Source organism: Holdemania sp. (assembly GCF_986127675.1).
Window position 1 is genome coordinate 1 of sequence record NZ_CFQZWI010000073.1, and the last position, 15963, is coordinate 15963.

The following is a 15963-nucleotide window of genomic DNA, read 5'->3' on the forward strand; positions in this document are numbered from 1 at the left end:
AGATATAGAAATAGAAAAAGAGAGAGAGTTAGAAACGGGACACCCCGCCCCCGCCGCCTATGGCAGATACCACAATGTCATTCTTTCCGATACGGAGCTTGACGGGCTGAAAACAGAGCTTCCCGGCAAGTGGGAGTATTACATTGACCGCCTATCCTGCCATATCGCTTCCAGCGGGAGGAAATACAAGAGCCATGCAGCCACGATTTTCAAGTGGGCGCAGGAGGACGCAGCCAAGAAAGCCCCGAAAAAGGGCATACCCGATTATACCTGTAAGGAGGGCGAGAGCTGATACAGAGTGGAAGGTCAGCGGCACGTTTCCAATGAAAACGCATCTGGGAGATGACTTTCTGAATTCAGTAGGAAAGTCCGAATATCCGCGTTAAGGATTTGAGGAGGCCGGAATAAACCGGCAATTAGAGTGGCACCGCGAATCCATCGTCTCTAGCATAGGCTGGGGACGATTTTTATTTTCCCTCAGGATTCTGGAAAGGAGTGATGTTGATGATTCCCGCTGTAAACATATCAATTCATAAACAGAAATCAGAAATCCAACATTCCAGGAAACGTTATCGACGATGTTTCTGCATCTTTAACGAAACTCATCTAAGAAAGGAAAATAACCATGAAAAAATTAAATATGCTTCTCTGCGCAGGCTTATTCATCCTGAACACCGCCTGTTCTTCCAACGCTAATGTTTCTTCACCAGAACCGGAAACAAAACAAAATTCCATTGTCGTCGCGGTTGGAGGCCAGATCACAACGCTCGACCCCGGTTTCAATACAGAGACTGTCAACAATTACATTCTTGCCCATACCCTTTCCAGTCTGATGACCAAGGATGAAAATGGCAACGTCATTCCTGAGCTTGCCGAGAACTGCACCGTAAGCGACGATGGTCTGACCTATACTATAAAAATCAAGGAAGGGCTGACCTGGAGTGATGGAAAAGCTCTGACTTCACAGGATTTTAAATATGCCATCCTGCGCAACCTGACCTATGGCGCGGAAAACTCCCTGACGATTTACAATCTGACCACCTATTTAAAAGGCGCGGAAGAAATTGCGGCAAATACCGATCTGGACGCGGAAACGATCGAAATTGACGGAGTCCAGACGCCGGATGAGTCTACGCTGGTTTTAACTCTGAAACAACCCTGCGCCTTTTTCCTGAATCTGTTAACTGGCAACGTCTTTGCGCCGTTAAGACCAGATTTTGCGGATGCGCACGATTCCACATGGGCATTAAAACCCGGTTATCCAAGCATCGGCGCTTACCAGCTGGCGGAATGCAATGAGAACGAAAAAGCCGTCATCGTCAAAAATGACAGCTATTACAAAGCTGATGAAATCACGCTGGATCAGATTACATTTCTGGTCATGCCGGACAGCGACGCCCAGTCGCTCGCTTATAAAAATGGCGAAGTTGATGTCGCGTTAAACGTTCCGGTTGATGTTGGCGTCAATTATCCAAACCAGAACGAAGTCTGGAATATTCCGTCTCCAACCTCCTACTTCATCGCAATAAACTCTGGTTCTACCGCTCCGGAAAGCCTGAAAGACAGCCGGGTCCGGAAAGCACTGGCCCTTGCCATCGACAAAAAAGCTCTGGCTTCCACCCTGGGCCCTGAGGAATACTATCAGGCATTAGGCGGCTATGTCCCATCCGGACTTAACGGCGCAGATGGGGATTTCCGGAAGGAAGCCGACGCGAAAGGGACTCTGCAGGCGTATGACCCGGAACAGGCGAAGACGCTGCTGAAAGAAGCCGGTTATGACGAAGCCCATTCGTTAAAAATCAAATACAAATATTCTTCTTCCTTCATCCACGCCGACGTTGCGCAGATTTTGGAAGCGATGTGGAAAAATATCGGAATCGACTGCGAACTGGAGGTTGTGGAATCCGGCGTCTTCTATAATCAGATCGACAACGGCGACTTTGAACTCTCCCGGTACGGCTACACCGCCAGCGATGATCCATCCCAGTTTTTGACCTTGTGGACTATTGGACAACAAGTCGTTCCTGCGGTCGAGGATCCCGCTTATGATCAGATGATTGAGGACGCTGCGAAGATTGTGGATCATACGGAGTATATGAATGCACTGCATGCGGCTGAAGAATACCTGATTGAGCAGCAGGCCTATATCATTCCGCTGTTCAGCTATAACACACCGATCCTCAAGAGTGAGAAAGTCCAGAATGCCACGAAGAAAGGAACCACACCGTATTACGGCTACGTCACGCTGCAATAACATCCCGATTCTCTCTCCCTGCTTCACACTCCCTCCCAATCTTTTCACAAAAAAGGATGAACATGCACTTCTCATTGAGGGAAGTCACCTTCATCCTTTTTGCTTTGTTTATTTCAATAACGCCGCTTCCAGATCCTGAAGCATCACGTCCAACGCGGTAATCCCGCCTTCTGCCAGATACCAGACCGTCGGCGTGAGGTAGACGATATTGCCGTTCTGCGCGGCCAGCGTCCTGGCGGTCAGTTCATTGTTCATGACTTCCTCCGCCAGCTTCGCCCCTTCGGTATTGATCGCGGAATCACGGTCGAGCACGAAGAGATATTCCGGATTCAGCTTGACTAACAATTCCATCGACGATTCGTTGCCATGGGTGGAATCCACATCGTTCGCCAGATTGATAAAGCCGATTTCATTGCCAATCAGCGAGCAGCGGCTGCCGTTGCCAAGGGTATTGAAGTTGCTGGAGGTCACCATGCCGATCACCGCGGTTTTGCCTTTGGCCGCCTGACGCAGCGTTTCAATTCGGCTGTCGAAACCAGCCAGCTGTTCCTTCGCTTTGTCTTCCATATTAAATAAAGAAGCGATAGTCATGGCGTTCTGCTTCACGCTTTCCACTATGCCCAGCTCGGCATCGGTGCTCAGATACACAACCGGAGCGATCTCAGACAACGCGTCGTACTGCGCGCTCAGCCGGCCGCCGATGAAAATCACATCCGGTTCGCTGGCCATCAGCGCTTCCATATCGACTTCTTTCAGCGTCCCCAGATTTACGATCGCTTTATTTTCATTATATGCTTTCAGATAATCGACCGTTGAGGATTTCGGCATGCCGACGACGCGGTTGCCCAATCCCCAGCTGTCCAGCATATCCAGCGCCGCCATGTCCAGAATTGCGATCCGCTGCGGATCGACCGGGACTTCCAGCGGACCTTTTTCCTGATTTCCGTTGAGTGTGGTGATCGTCATCGTCGCAACTGGTTGTTGATTCGGCTGCTCCTCCTTCTGCGGTTTTGCGGTGCAGGCGCTCAGCATCAACAAGCCGACGACCATGAAACCCGTTAATTTCTTCATATTCTTTTCTCCTTTTTGTTTTTCCTTTGTGAACTATGATTTGTTGCGGGAAAACCTGTGATTCACATCATTCAAACTGACTTTCCTTTCCGATTCAGCTGAAATTTCTCTCTCGCCTTTTTTCAAATTTTAGAAACCTATTAATAATAGATCGACAGCGGCCGGCCCGCGACCTGTTGAATCTCGAAATTCACGCCGTAGATCGCCGAAAGGTTTTCCTTGGTGATCACGTCCTCAACAGTCCCGAATCGTGCTACCTTACCGCCGACAAACGCGCAGATATAATCCGAGTAGAACGCCGCGTAGTTGATTTCATGCAGAACCAGAATCACCGTTTTTCCCAATTCATCGCACAGCCGGCGTACGATTTTCATCATGTTTGACGCGTGGTAGATATCGAGGTTATTCGTCGGTTCGTCCAGTAGAATATAATCCGTATCCTGAGCGATCACCATCGCGATCATCGCCCGCTGCCGCTGCCCGCCGGACAGCTCGTCGATAAATTGATCAGCGATCGCTTCCAGCTCCATGTAGGCCAGCGCTTCATCCACTTTCCGCCGGTCTTCTTCCTGCAGCCGCCCCTGACAATAAGGGAAACGGCCGAAACTGACCAGTTCGCGCACCGTGAGCTTCATCTGAATGTTGTTGGACTGCGTCAGGATCGCCAGCCGTTTGGACAGGTCGCGGCTGTTCCACTTCGCCAGATCCTTTCCTTCAAACTGCACCAGTCCCGCATCTTTAGCGACCAGCCGGGAAATCATCCCCATGACCGTCGACTTGCCCGCGCCGTTGGGACCGATCAGAGACAGGACCTTGCCCTTGGGAATTTCGAAGCTCACCTCGTCGACAACCCGTTTTGCGCCATAGTGCTTTGTCAGTTGTTTAATAATCATGCCCGCTGCCTCCCTTTTCCAAATAACAGAATCAAAAAATACAAACCGCCGCCGATCGTGATGAATACGCTGACCGGCATGCTGTAAGAAAAGCCATGCTCGACGATCAGCTGTCCGCCGACCAGAACGATCATCCCCAGCACGGCTGCGCCAAAAATCAGCCAGGTATGCCTGTATGTCTTAAACAGCTGCCGCGACAGATTCGCGATGATCAGGCCCAGAAAGGAAATCGGACCGACCAGCGCCGTGGCGATCGCGATCAGCACCGTTACGCCCAGCAATAACCGGCGGATCGTTTTGTCCACATCCACGCCCAGATTTATCGCCTGATTCTTCCCCAGCGCGATCACATCGAGCAGCTTCAGCTCCTTCCGTAACACGAAGATCACCAAGCCGATCAGCACGGCTGAGATCGCCAACAGACTGGAATTGACGTTGGAAAAGCTGGCAACCAGCGAGCTTAACAGCGCGTCGTATTCGTTGGAATCCATGATCCGGGTCAGCGTCGTCTGCATGCTGGAGAACAACGTCGACATGACCGTGCCTGCCAGCAGCACATAGAGAATCTGATGCTTCATCTTCTTAAACAACGTCCCGTAAATCAGGATCGCGGCTGCCCCCATGATCGTCAGATCGACGAGAAACGAAAGCTGCGGATGGCGGGCGATCAGACTGCCGGAGCCGAGAAAGAACACCACTGCGGTATGGATCAGGGCGTACAACGAATTCATCCCCAGCAGGCAGGGGGTCACAATCGTGTTTTGAATCAAGGTCTGGAAGACAATCGACGCACCGCCGATACAGAAGGCTGTCACGAGCATAACTAACAATTTCGGCACGCGCAGGCGCATCGCGAATTCAACATATTTCGGATTGACATTGAGCGTCAGATAGCCGATCACCGCCAGAATCGCCAGCGTGATCAGAACCGCCGCTTTAAAATGATTGGCATCACAGCGCTTCATCCTCTGCAGCCTCCCTGCGCTTTTCCGACAATCCGCGCTTTTCCGTTGAGCCGCATCCAAAGCAGGCCGATGAAGACCAGGCTGCCCAAAATCCCGACGATCAGCTCGATCGGCAGTTCATACGGCGCGATCACGATCCGGCCGAGCATGTCGCAGACCAGCACGAACAGCGCTCCGAACAGCGCGGTATCGGCTAATGTTCCGCGCAGCTTATCACCCTTGAACATCGTGACCAGATTGGGAACGATCAGTCCAACATAGGAAATACTGCCGGCCACCACGACGATGCTGGCGGTGATCGTCGCGGCGATCGTCAATCCCAGAAACAGCACGGCGTTATAAGGCACGCCGAGGTTCTTTGAGAAGTCTTTGCCCATGCCGACAATGTTGAAATGGTTGGCAAACAGAAACGCCGCCAGAACTAACGGCACAACCAGAATGACCAGCTCATAGCGCCCCTTCATCACCAGGGAGAAGTGGCCGACCAGCCACGAGGAGAGCGCCTGCGTCATTTCGTATTTATACGCCAGATAGTTCGTGATTCCGCCGATCACATTGCCGAACATAATGCCGACTAACGGCACCATCACAACGTCCTTGAACTGAATCCGCTGGATAAACGCCACAAAGATCCAGGTTCCCGCAATCGCGCTGACGAAGGCAAAGCCCGCGCGCACCCATAGCGTCGAGCCGGGCATGAACAGAAAAGCGAACAGAATTCCCAGCTGAGCGGAGGAAATCGTCGCGCCGGTCGAGGGGGAAACAAATTTATTCATGCACAGCTGCTGCATGATCAAGCCGGCCACGCTCATGCCCATGCCAGTGCATAAAATCGCCAGCAGCCGCGGCAGGCGGGAAAGAACCAGAATCTCCAGCGCCTCCCAGTTTCCATTCAGCACGTCGGATACGCCGAAATCCGCCGCGCCGATCAATAACGAAATCCCGGAACAGCCCAAGAGAACTGCGGTCAGAATCAGCGTACTTTTAAATCGTTGAAGCATAACGTTCTCCTTTCATCGTTGAATGTTAGTTTAATCTAACATTGATGGAAAAATAAAAGAGTCGACGTCAGATCGATTCTTTTCTCTTTTAGTTAGCTATATCTAACCTTAAGCGTAATCAGCTTACCATGACTGTGAAAAAAAAGCAAGCGTCCTTTCACCGGATTTCTGGAAGTTCCTGTAATCTGGCGAAAAGAATCATATTTCAGACGGAACCGTTTTCTTAGCGGCGGCATTCCCCTGCGTTTTAAACTTTCCTTATGGCAAAAGTCCCTCTGCGATTCTGAAGATTGAGGACAATTAAAAAACAGACGGTATCCGCAGTAATTCTTCCCTGGCTCAGGGTAAGAATAGAATTTCCATACAAAGAAACAGGCAGGATAAAGCGTTGTATAACCGTTTATCCTGCCTATTTCATCATGCAAATTCGACTAAGAACCTCCATAGCGGCAGCCATCTGTTTTCGTGAATTCCCATTATGCGCTTGAAATGAATTTGAAAGAAAGCGGCTCCTTCTTTAATTGAAAGGAAATCCGTTTGCTTAATAAATCCCGTTTATTTCCCGGCGATCTGTTCCACCCAGCGCCGTCCGGCCTGTTCTGCTTCCTCAAGCTGCGCCATGGACGGCTTAAACCGCACTTTCAAGGCTGGCATGACCGTAATCCGCAGCTGTTTTAACCGCTCTTCCAGATGAGCGAACGCTTCCCCGCTCCAGCCATAGCTGCCGAAGACTGCCGCAAACTTTCCGCCGTGCACGACCGGATTCAAATAAGAGAGAAGCGTCCAGACCGGCGGCAGTGCTTCCGCCAGAATCGTCGGCGATCCCAACAGAAATCCCCGGGCCTGTTCCAGCTTTTCCACCACTTCCGTCACCGGGGTCTGCGTCAGTTCCATCAATTCCGCTTTCCAGCCGGCACTTTCAATGCCCCGGGCGATCGCCTGCGCCAGCTGTTCCGTATAGCCATAAGCGCTGACATAGGCCAGAATCAGCTTGTTTTCCAACCGCGGTTCCGCGCTCCACCTACGATATTGGTTTAAAATCTCCTCCAGCCCGCAATCCAGCACCGGTCCATGACCCGGACAGATCATCTTCACATCCAGCCCGGCCACTTTGTCCAGCGCTTTCCGCATGAATGGGCGAAATGGCTTTAAAATATGATCATAATAGTATTTTAACGCACTCTGATAGGCCGTTTGATCCTCGACCTCACTCACGCGCAGCCCTTCAAACGCATAATGTGCGCCAAACGAATCACAGGTAAACAAAATCCCATCTTCCTGTGCCAATGTAACCATCGTATCCGGCCAATGCAGATTGGGCGCCATGATAAACCGCAGCGTCTTTTTGCCCAGATCCAGCGTCATGCCTTCTGCCGCTGTCAGTGAGCGGAAATCCTGATTGACGATTTCCTTTAAGAATTGCAGCGCCGCCGGACTGCCGACGATGGTCAGATTCGGATTCACTTCCAACAACTTCGCGATCGAACCGGCATGATCCGGCTCGGTGTGATTCACGATCAAATAGTCGATTTGATCGACTGGCAGCACCGCTTCAACGCGCTTTTCAAACTCATCAAAAAACGGAAGCTTGACCGTTTCGATCAGCGCCGTTTTCGCTGTACCTTTAAGGATATACGCGTTGTACGTCGTTCCATATTCCGTTTCCATGATGATATCAAATACCTTCAGCTGCGGATCCTGGACACCTACCCAGGTCAGGTCGTTGGTTATTTGTTGATTGATTGCCATCCTGCATCACTCCTTTATTCATTCTTTCCCAGAATTCTGGAAATTAACAGAAATCTTTTCTTTCCTGATTATCATAGTCAAATTCTGAACAAATTTCTATCAGAATGCTTCCTGCTGATCAATTTTGCGGGGTCTTTCAGACCCGGGGAATTCTCTTTCAAACAAGGATGCAGAGCTTTGAAAAAAGGACTGATTCTGTCTTCTTTTCGCTTCTGATTTTTATCCGGGAATCCATTAAAATTATTACAATTTCGAACAATAACCGACTATTTCATCCAAATTTATCATGAAATCCGGATTGATTCCGCCAGGAAATCGTGCTATATTGTAGTTAGATTTTCAAGGCTATAACTATAATTTCACATGAGGAAAGGATAGTTAATTCCCGCGCTCATGTGTCTTTTATTATAGTGGCATAGGAGGACAGCTCATGGTTACAGGAAAAGTCAAATGGTTTAATGCTGAAAAAGGCTACGGATTCATCACGACGGATGAAGGGAAAGACGTCTTCGTTCATTATTCCGCGATTCAGACAGAAGGTTTTAAAACCTTAGACGATGGCGAAGCGGTAAGCTTTGAAGTCGTCCAGAGCGATCGCGGCGAACAGGCTGCGAACGTCTGCAAGCTTTAATTGTCCTTTCGAATCAGACATGCGAAAAGCACTCCTGCGAGTGCTTTTCTTCTTGGTTCAGGGTTTAAAAGAGAAATGGCTGAGCCTGTCCCCTGCCTCAGACAGTTGAGGGAACTTGGGGATAGATCAGACAGGCGACGTTCACGTCTGCTTTCTGTTTCATCCAGTAACAATGGACAGGAAAAGGCAGCGCCTCTCCCTCCGGCTCCATCGCCTCATTCTGCCGATCCTGCACAAACAGCCATAACGTCGCAGGATAATCCCGGGACTTGATGCCAGAAAGCAGATGTTCCAGTTCCGCGCTGATTTTGCGCTCCTTTTTCACCTTCACAAATTCCAGGCATTGACTTTGGTTCAGCGGCTGTCCGTTATGCACTAATTGACTGATCATTTTGACCAGCCATTCGCCATTCCAGGGGTCCGTCAATCGACTGCGAATCTGCCAGGATGGATAACCGGCCAGCGGTTGAGGACTGATAATTAAAATTGGCTGGGGAAAGGAAGCGGCCAGCTGCGGATCCACAGCTTTCGAGGAACATAGAATTGTCTGATCCCATTTTTCGGGACGGCTGCCGGCATCTTGAATTTGGATGTACTCAATGACGAGATCGCCCGTCTGATGGCGGATCCGGTGAACCTGATCCTCGGCCTGCGGGTCAATCGGATCGCATTGCAGGATTCTGATTTTCATTGCGTTTTCCTCCGATTCTGTTTCCAATGTATGTCCCGGAATCCATAAATATGAATGGGATCGGTGATAAACCGGAGCGGAATCTGAAGCGAAAGCTTGAAATAGAAATAAGGATTAAAAGAAAAAGGACCCGGCGAGCGGATCCTGTGAATCAGAGAAATTAATAGTTGGCTTTTTCAACTTCGAAGAAAGACTTCGCATAGCCGCACAGCGGGCACAGACCCGGAGCGTTCTTGCCGACCAGAGTATAACCGCAGATCTGGCATTTCCACATGACGTCTTCTTCCTTCTTGAAGACTTTGTCTTCCTTCACATTGCTTAACAGAGCCAGATAACGTTCTTCATGGCGCTTTTCAATTTTGGCAACCATGTCCATCTGGGCCGCGATCTTGTTGAAGCCTTCTTCACGCGCAATCTTGGCGAATTCAGCGTACATGTCAGTCCATTCGTAGTTTTCGCCATTGGCCGCATCCTGCAGGTTAACGTCTGTCGAAGGAATCTGATCGCCATGCAGAGCCTTAAACCACAGCATCGCATGTTCCTGTTCGTTGCGCGCTGTTTCCTCAAAGATATTCGCGATCTGCTCCATGCCTTCGGCACGAGCCTTCATTGCATAGTAAGTGTACTTGTTGCGGGCCTGAGATTCGCCGGCGAAAGCGCTCATTAAGTTCTGTTCAGTTCTTGATCCTTTTAATTCCATTGTTCTTTACCTCTTTCTTTCTCTTTTTCCTGTTTGTCTTTACACTGGTTGCAGCAGCCTTCCAACGAGATATTCAGATCTTCCACGCTGACGCCCATCTGATCTTCCACCTGGCTGATCATCTGCTCCTCAACGGAGAAGGAAACGTCGAAATACCGCTTGCAGTATCGACAATAGAAGTGATGATGCTTTTTCGGATTTCCATCGTACATGAATCCAGCGCTGCGGTCCTGGAACTTCTGGATTTCACCCAGTTCCGACAACAGATTCAGGTTGCGATAGACGGTTGCGATTCCGATGGAAGGATCAGCTTCTTTTACCTTCTGGTAAACCTGCTCGGCATTCATGTGAATTCCTTCGCCGCGCATCACATCCAGGATCAGCTGGCGTTGCCTTGAATTCCTGCGAATCATCATCTCACCTCCTAATAACGATAACCTTTATCATTATAGCATAAGTTTTCTGAGAGTCAAGCCGCTGCGTTCAAAATTTTTTAAATTTTTGATTGGTTTTCCGAACGGATATGCTGAATATCCCCCCTTGGACGCCGACGTTTGAGAACCGGGATCTTCCGGTGGGCAACGAGGGGAAAAATCCTGAATGAAGCGCATTGCCAAAAATGGAAACAGAAGTTGACAGGCAGACTTCTGCCGTGGAACAAAAGAAAACAAAAAATCAGGTATACCGGATAATCCGGGCCCTGACGTTTTGTTTTTGGATCAGTCTTTTTTACAGCTTTCTGGTTGATCGGGCTGTTGATTTTGTTTCCTTCTGCCGTAAGTTTATAAAAGCTGTGAAAGCAGATAAAGGAAAGAACCATGAAAAGAAGGTGGAATGATGCAGCTGTTCCTTGATTTTGCCGCGGCAATGCTCGTGCGTTTGTCAGGCTGGTCTGCCTAAAATCCTTCCGCGCCCCGGCCGCTGCGTATTTTGGGGTTGATTTTCTTCAGCGGCTTATTTCTTGTGCTTACCGTCATCACCCTTGGATCCGGTTCTCTGGCGATTGTTCTGTTTGCCAGGCAGAAAGGTGCGCAGGGAATCTTTTTTACAGTTCTTGCTTCAGGGCTGACCGGTTTCTGCCTGTGCTTCCTCAAAACTTTACTTAAGGAAATCCGGCAGAAAACGCATTAGTCTATGTTGAATCCGTTCTGATCCTTTCGGCATTTTTTTCATTATTTCCCAATTCGATATAAAAAGCTCTTTCGGTATCGGGGATTTCCGATCCAAAAAGAGCTTTCTTCTTTATGATTCCTGATGATATGCGCGGTAAATCTCATTCTTGGACACGCCGGATTCCTTCGCAATCTGCCTGATCGCATCAGCGGCGGACATCCCGGAACGGATCCGTTCGTTAATCTGATCGGTGATCTGCGCCATATCCAGAGCCGGCTGGCTTTCCTGTCCGCAGCCCTCCACAACGAGGACCATTTCGCCTTTCAGACCGGCCGCCGCCGCTTTCAGCTCGCTTAAGGTTCCGCGCAGAAATTCCTCGTGCCGCTTGGTGATTTCCCGGGCCAGACATGCTTTGCGGTCGCCCAGAACGTCCAGACAATGCCCCAGCATCCGCTCAATCCGATGCGGCGCTTCATAGAAGATCATGGTGAACGGCAAGGATTTCAACCCTTCCAGCTCCTTCACGCACTCGCGGTCATTGCTGGAAAGAAATCCTTTGAACAAGAATGGCTGAGCTTTCAAACCGGACGCGACCAGCGCGTTGATCGAAGCACTGCAGCCAGACACCGGCACGACGTTATACCCCGCGGCCGTTACCTGCTCGACGATATTCTGCCCCGGATCGGAAATCAGGGGATACCCGGCGTCGGAAACCACCGCGACGGACTGACCTTGTTCCAGCAGATTTAACAATCCTTTGGCGCTTTCCCGTTCGTTATGAGAATGATGGGCGATCATGCGGGTATGGATATCGAACACTTGAAGCAGCTTCATCGTGTTGCGGGTATCCTCCGCGGCGATCACATCCACTGTGCGCAAAATCTCAATCGCCCGAGGCGTCATTTCTTCAAGATTCCCAATCGGCGTCGGCACGAGATACAGCGTCGGTTTTTCATTGGAAAAGCTTTGCTGGCGAATCATTTCTGATCCTCTCCCGGCGCATTTTTCGGCTGACCCTCTTTGCGGCCGGGATGCCGCCGGCGGCGATTCGGTCGTTTCCGCTCCTGAGTTTTCGCCTCGCCATCACCTTCCTGCGCCTTAACTTCGCCTTCCGGTTTGACTTCCTTCCCGCTCTCCCGCGGCTTCTGATGTCTGCGGTTCTCCTGCGGTTTGCGATCCTCGCGGCGCTTTTCTTCCGGTTTTCTTTCCTCCGGCTTCTTTTCCGTTTTTTTCTCACCGGGACGCCGGGCAGGTTCTCTGCGTTCCTGCTTTTTCTCTTCGGCAGGTTTTCGGTCGGTTACTTTCCGATCGTCCTGACGCTCGGTTTCCTTCGCCTCCGCTTCCCGACGCTCGCCCGTTTCCTTACGGTTGTTTTCTTTCCGTTCGTTATCCCGGCGGTCATCCTTGCGTTCGCCAGGCCGGTTTTCTTTCTCTTTGTTTTTTGCGTTCTGGGCTTCCGGGCGACGGAACACGCCCTTTTCCATTAAATCCGCAAGCGTAATAAACTGTACGTTTTCCCGATTTTCCAGCTTGGCGGTCCCGTTGATCACGTTCATCGACGTCACGCGGTACAGCTTGCCTTCATATTCGACCTGAGCGTTCATCTTCGGTAATCCGGCGCGCAGCTGTTTGTAATTCTCATCCTCAAATTTCAGACAGCACATCAGCTTGCCGCACTGTCCCGACAATTTCTGAATGTTCAGAGCCAGCAGCTGGTTCTTCGCCATGTTGATCGACACGACGTCAAAATCATCCATGAACCGCGAGCAGCAGGTTTCCATGCCGCAGGTGCCCAGACCGCCGATGATCTTCGCTTTATCGCGCGGACCGATCTGACGCAGCTCGATCCGGCACTTGAAGATCCCCGCCAGTTCCTTTAACAGCTCGCGGAAATCGACACGCTCGTCGGCGACATAGACGAAGATGATCTTGCTTCGATCCAGCGTGTATTCGCAGCTGATCAGATTCATATCCAGCTTGAGCCGGGCCACTGCTTCCTGACAGCGGGCCAGCGCTTCTTTGGCCAGATCTTTATTTTCGGCATACATCTCGCGGTCATGCCGGGTCGCTTTGCGCAGCACCGGCTTGAGCGGCGTATTCTGGGTGTGCATCGACACGTCGCGCAGGTTGCTGATGATCTCGCCCATCTCGACGCCCCGGATAGTTTCCACGACGACATAATCGCCATATTCCAGCGTTTCATCGTTCGCGCCAAAGCTGTACGCCTTACGCGAATTCTTAAACCGCACGGAGACGACATAGCGGTAAGCCGGAGCCGGTTTGGATTCTTCCGTTTTTACAGCTTCCTGATTTTCACTCATCTTTCATTCCCTCCTTCATTTGATAAATTAACTGATCCGCCAACAATGGCAGATTATAACTACGGGACAGCTTGTCCCGGCATTCAAGCAAAACGATAATCAGCCGATCCAGCCGCAGCGGACGCTGATTCCAGTTTCCTATTTCCTCCGCCATCCAGGCCGGGCCTTCCGTATGCCCTACCGCGGCGTCGCGGAGAAATTGAAGCAGACAGTCGATAAAATAACCGAAGGTTCGTTTGTCCTTCTCCTTATCCTTGCTTCCCAGATACTCGGTCTGCATCCACACCAGCACTTCTTCTTCACGCAATGGGAATTCACGGATAAACCGGCGCATCATCAGCATTCCATTCTGGTACGCTTCATCCTCAGCCGTCTGTTTGATCTGATCGACGTCGCGGATCATGTGCGACAACAGATAACCGTCGGTTTCGTCAAGCTGTTCTTCCAATGCGATCTGATGTATCTGACGCTGCGTCAGCGGCCGAAAGGTCAGCGTCTGGCAGCGGGAGACGATCGTCGGCAGAATCCGGTCCTGATTTTCCACAATCAGAATCGCGAGGGTATCAGAGCCTTGCGGCTCTTCCAGAAACTTCAACAGGCTGTTGAACGCCTCGGGCGTCGTGTTCTCCGCGTTGTTGAGAATATAGACTTTCTGTCCGCTGCGCTCCAGTCCGGTTTTATTGAAACGTTCCTGCAGCGAGCGAATTTCCTCTTTTTTAATCGACTTGGACGCGCCGTCCAGAAGAATCAGATCGGCATAGTTGCCCTCCGCAATCCGCTGGCAGTCGATGCATTCTTCACAGGCGAATCCGTCGTGAACGTGCTGACAGATCCGGCTTTGCGCTAACAGAAGCGCCGTTTCCAGACGCGGCGTTCCCTTCTGCCCGACAAACAGAAACGCATGCGCCAGTTTCTTCTGCATTAACGCGTGTTTCAGCGTCTGATAAACGACCGGCTGCTGAGCCTGTAAGCGTTCAGCGAACTTCACGTTGGATCAGCGCTCCAATCGCTTTCACACAATCGTCAATCACCTGCTCAACCGGCTGGGAGGCGTCGATCACGATCATCCGTTCGGCAAACCGCCGACGCACCTGGCGATAGCCTTCACAGACGCGCAGATGGAAATCAATCTTTTCCTGATCGAGCCGGTCTTTGTCCTGCCGGCTGGCAATCCGGTCCAGCCCCTGTTGAGGAGCCAGGTCGAGATACAAGGTTTTATCCGGCCAATGGCCTTCGATCGCAAACTCGTTGATCGACAAAACTTCTTCGATCCCTAAATACCGGCCGACGCCTTGATAAGCCAGCGAGCTGTCGACGAAGCGGTCGCAGATTACGACCTTGCCTTCGGCTAAGGCTGGCAGTACTTTTTCGATCAAATGTTGCCGCCGGGCCGCGGCGTAAAGCAGCGCTTCGGTCTTGCTATCCATTGCCGTGTTGGCAGGATCGAGAATCACGCGGCGGATTTGCTCCGCAATCTCAATCCCTCCCGGTTCCCGGGTATATAGGGAATCAACGCCCATTTCCTGCAGCCGCTTCGCCACCGCCGTGCTGACTGTGGTTTTCCCGCTGCCGTCCGGGCCTTCAAATGTAATAAAATAACCTTTTTTCATATACGCTCACCCTTGATCTCCTGTGCTATTATATCACGGTTAACCGTAGTTACGCTACAACCTTTCCCTTCCTGCGCAGGCGGGATAGAACGCTGAATTTCTCCATAGAAAAGAACTATCCGCCCGGACAAACGGATAGTTTTCTTTTTGTTAACGCTCTCTTTTTTCCCTGCGCTTAATACCGGACAGCCCAAAGCAGGTGATAAAACTGATCATCGCCGGTATCTTCCAGCTCCGCAGTCCAGTGCGGCATGCGGTCAAGATTATCTTTCACCGTCTGAATAATCTTTTGATTGGCATTGTTCAATCCATTTTCGGCTTCGATCGGAATCCCTTCTACAATCAGCTTGTTATCCCAATGAGGCACATAGGTCACAAAATCCACGGTGATTCGATTATCTGATTGTTTTTGATCCAAAACGATCACACCGGGACTGGCTGGCAGCCAGTCGCCTTCGCGGGAATAGGCGACATAGCTGTTCACACTTTGGCTGTAAACGACACCGCTGCTTAACTTCCGGTTATCATAATCGTCATAAACATAATCCTGCCCGCTCAACACCTTTGCCGCCTTGTTCATGTCCGGCTGGGTAACCAGCGAGCCATAGCCCTCGCGGATCGCGAAGTCCGCAAACCGCACCTGTCCTTCGGCATTCCTGCAATATCGGCCATCGCAGCCATAGTCAGGAATCGCGCTCATCAAGGTTGGCGCCAGCGCTTCCCAATCAATCGCAGAGGGATCGTCGAAGCCCTGATCCATCGCGGTGAACAGGTACAATGTTTTCTCAAGTTTTGTCGTATCCTTCAGGTATAGCGTATCCTTATCATTAAAATTCATTTCTACTTCCAGCGTGATATCCGGCGTGATCGCCCCAGGTTCCAGAATATCAACATGCTGGTCATAAAGTATAGCAAAGTTTTCTGCCAGTTCATTCAGATTCATTCCTGGTTCAGATCGGAAGAG

At 50.7% G+C, this 15963-nt stretch carries 16 protein-coding genes; 3 read left to right on the top strand and 13 right to left on the bottom strand.

All coding sequences use genetic code 11. The annotated features are described in order from the left end of the window. Positions 1-292, top strand: a 292-nt coding sequence (locus AC5OW4_RS10900) for a hypothetical protein (RefSeq protein WP_493676959.1), incomplete at its 5' end; no start/stop codon positions are given. 333 nt (positions 293-625) lie between these two features. Then, complete coding sequence (locus AC5OW4_RS10905; protein ID WP_234973193.1) at positions 626-2254, top strand: peptide ABC transporter substrate-binding protein; 1629 nt, start codon at positions 626-628, stop codon at positions 2252-2254. Positions 2255-2362: 108 nt separating this feature from the next. Here the strand turns inward: AC5OW4_RS10905 and AC5OW4_RS10910 are convergent, their stop codons facing one another. The 5 genes from AC5OW4_RS10910 to AC5OW4_RS10930 all read right to left on the bottom strand — a co-directional run bounded on the left by AC5OW4_RS10910 (position 2363) and on the right by AC5OW4_RS10930 (position 7933). Beyond that, the gene (locus AC5OW4_RS10910; protein WP_072685298.1) at positions 2363-3325 is read right to left on the bottom strand and encodes a siderophore ABC transporter substrate-binding protein; all 963 of its coding nucleotides are present in this window, start codon (positions 3323-3325) and stop codon (positions 2363-2365) included. 140 nt (positions 3326-3465) lie between these two features. After that, positions 3466-4218: an iron ABC transporter ATP-binding protein gene (locus AC5OW4_RS10915; RefSeq protein WP_072685297.1), complete on the bottom strand. Its 753-nt coding sequence runs from the start codon at positions 4216-4218 to the stop codon at positions 3466-3468. Then, on the bottom strand, positions 4215-5183 hold the full coding sequence (locus AC5OW4_RS10920; protein WP_195397212.1) for an iron chelate uptake ABC transporter family permease subunit: 969 nt from the start codon (positions 5181-5183) through the stop codon (positions 4215-4217). Before AC5OW4_RS10920 ends, AC5OW4_RS10915 begins: the two co-directional genes overlap by 4 nt. Continuing rightward, a complete protein-coding gene (locus AC5OW4_RS10925) occupies positions 5180-6184 on the bottom strand; it encodes an ABC transporter permease (RefSeq protein ID WP_493676960.1) in 1005 nt (334 codons plus the stop codon). The genes AC5OW4_RS10920 and AC5OW4_RS10925 overlap by 4 nt, the downstream gene beginning before the upstream one ends. A 555-nt stretch (positions 6185-6739) precedes the next feature. Beyond that, positions 6740-7933: an FprA family A-type flavoprotein gene (locus AC5OW4_RS10930; protein ID WP_493676961.1), complete on the bottom strand. Its 1194-nt coding sequence runs from the start codon at positions 7931-7933 to the stop codon at positions 6740-6742. A 430-nt stretch (positions 7934-8363) separates the two neighbouring features. Here AC5OW4_RS10930 and AC5OW4_RS10935 point away from each other — a divergent pair, with 430 nt between their 5' ends. After that, entirely contained in the window at positions 8364-8564 is a 201-nt protein-coding gene (locus tag AC5OW4_RS10935) for a cold-shock protein (protein WP_072685293.1), read from the top strand. A 97-nt stretch (positions 8565-8661) separates the two neighbouring features. Here the strand turns inward: AC5OW4_RS10935 and AC5OW4_RS10940 are convergent, their stop codons facing one another. The 8 genes from AC5OW4_RS10940 to AC5OW4_RS10975 all read right to left on the bottom strand — a co-directional run. Next, positions 8662-9255, bottom strand: a complete 594-nt coding sequence (locus AC5OW4_RS10940; protein ID WP_295767589.1) for a hypothetical protein — start codon at positions 9253-9255, stop codon at positions 8662-8664. Positions 9256-9415: 160 nt separating this feature from the next. After that, complete coding sequence (gene rbr / locus AC5OW4_RS10945; protein WP_072685291.1) at positions 9416-9955, bottom strand: rubrerythrin; 540 nt, start codon at positions 9953-9955, stop codon at positions 9416-9418. Beyond that, positions 9946-10368, bottom strand: coding sequence for a Fur family transcriptional regulator (locus AC5OW4_RS10950; RefSeq protein WP_072685290.1), 423 nt, complete (start codon positions 10366-10368; stop codon positions 9946-9948). Before AC5OW4_RS10950 ends, rbr begins: the two co-directional genes overlap by 10 nt. Before the next feature lie 829 nt (positions 10369-11197). Continuing rightward, positions 11198-12049 carry a 16S rRNA (cytidine(1402)-2'-O)-methyltransferase gene (gene rsmI / locus AC5OW4_RS10955; protein ID WP_072685288.1) on the bottom strand — a complete coding sequence of 284 codons (852 nt, stop codon included), beginning with the start codon at positions 12047-12049 and terminating at the stop codon, positions 11198-11200. Next, complete coding sequence (locus tag AC5OW4_RS10960; RefSeq protein ID WP_195397206.1) at positions 12046-13389, bottom strand: PSP1 domain-containing protein; 1344 nt, start codon at positions 13387-13389, stop codon at positions 12046-12048. Before AC5OW4_RS10960 ends, rsmI begins: the two co-directional genes overlap by 4 nt. Continuing rightward, positions 13382-14377 (bottom strand): DNA polymerase III delta subunit-related protein, encoded by a 996-nt coding sequence (locus tag AC5OW4_RS10965; RefSeq protein ID WP_493676962.1) that lies wholly within the window; start codon positions 14375-14377, stop codon positions 13382-13384. The genes AC5OW4_RS10960 and AC5OW4_RS10965 overlap by 8 nt, the downstream gene beginning before the upstream one ends. After that, complete coding sequence (gene tmk / locus AC5OW4_RS10970; protein ID WP_195397204.1) at positions 14364-14999, bottom strand: dTMP kinase; 636 nt, start codon at positions 14997-14999, stop codon at positions 14364-14366. Before tmk ends, AC5OW4_RS10965 begins: the two co-directional genes overlap by 14 nt. Before the next feature lie 175 nt (positions 15000-15174). Continuing rightward, the coding region (locus AC5OW4_RS10975; protein WP_493676963.1) for a hypothetical protein at positions 15175-15963 on the bottom strand (789 nt) is incomplete at its 5' end.

Excerpts from the sequence above, each read along its gene's own strand:
- rsmI (WP_072685288.1), bottom strand. The coding sequence starts at position 12,049 with ATGATTCGCCAGCAAAGCTTTTCCAATGAAAAACCGACGCTGTATCTC.
- AC5OW4_RS10920 (WP_195397212.1), bottom strand. The coding sequence starts at position 5,183 with ATGAAGCGCTGTGATGCCAATCATTTTAAAGCGGCGGTTCTGATCACG.
- AC5OW4_RS10940 (WP_295767589.1), bottom strand. The coding sequence starts at position 9,255 with ATGAAAATCAGAATCCTGCAATGCGATCCGATTGACCCGCAGGCCGAG.
- AC5OW4_RS10925 (WP_493676960.1), bottom strand. The coding sequence starts at position 6,184 with ATGCTTCAACGATTTAAAAGTACGCTGATTCTGACCGCAGTTCTCTTG.
- AC5OW4_RS10915 (WP_072685297.1), bottom strand. The coding sequence starts at position 4,218 with ATGATTATTAAACAACTGACAAAGCACTATGGCGCAAAACGGGTTGTC.
- AC5OW4_RS10930 (WP_493676961.1), bottom strand. The coding sequence starts at position 7,933 with ATGGCAATCAATCAACAAATAACCAACGACCTGACCTGGGTAGGTGTC.
- AC5OW4_RS10935 (WP_072685293.1), top strand. The coding sequence starts at position 8,364 with ATGGTTACAGGAAAAGTCAAATGGTTTAATGCTGAAAAAGGCTACGGA.
- rbr (WP_072685291.1), bottom strand. The coding sequence starts at position 9,955 with ATGGAATTAAAAGGATCAAGAACTGAACAGAACTTAATGAGCGCTTTC.
- AC5OW4_RS10960 (WP_195397206.1), bottom strand. The coding sequence starts at position 13,389 with ATGAGTGAAAATCAGGAAGCTGTAAAAACGGAAGAATCCAAACCGGCT.
- AC5OW4_RS10910 (WP_072685298.1), bottom strand. The coding sequence starts at position 3,325 with ATGAAGAAATTAACGGGTTTCATGGTCGTCGGCTTGTTGATGCTGAGC.
- tmk (WP_195397204.1), bottom strand. The coding sequence starts at position 14,999 with ATGAAAAAAGGTTATTTTATTACATTTGAAGGCCCGGACGGCAGCGGG.
- AC5OW4_RS10950 (WP_072685290.1), bottom strand. The coding sequence starts at position 10,368 with ATGATTCGCAGGAATTCAAGGCAACGCCAGCTGATCCTGGATGTGATG.
- AC5OW4_RS10905 (WP_234973193.1), top strand. The coding sequence starts at position 626 with ATGAAAAAATTAAATATGCTTCTCTGCGCAGGCTTATTCATCCTGAAC.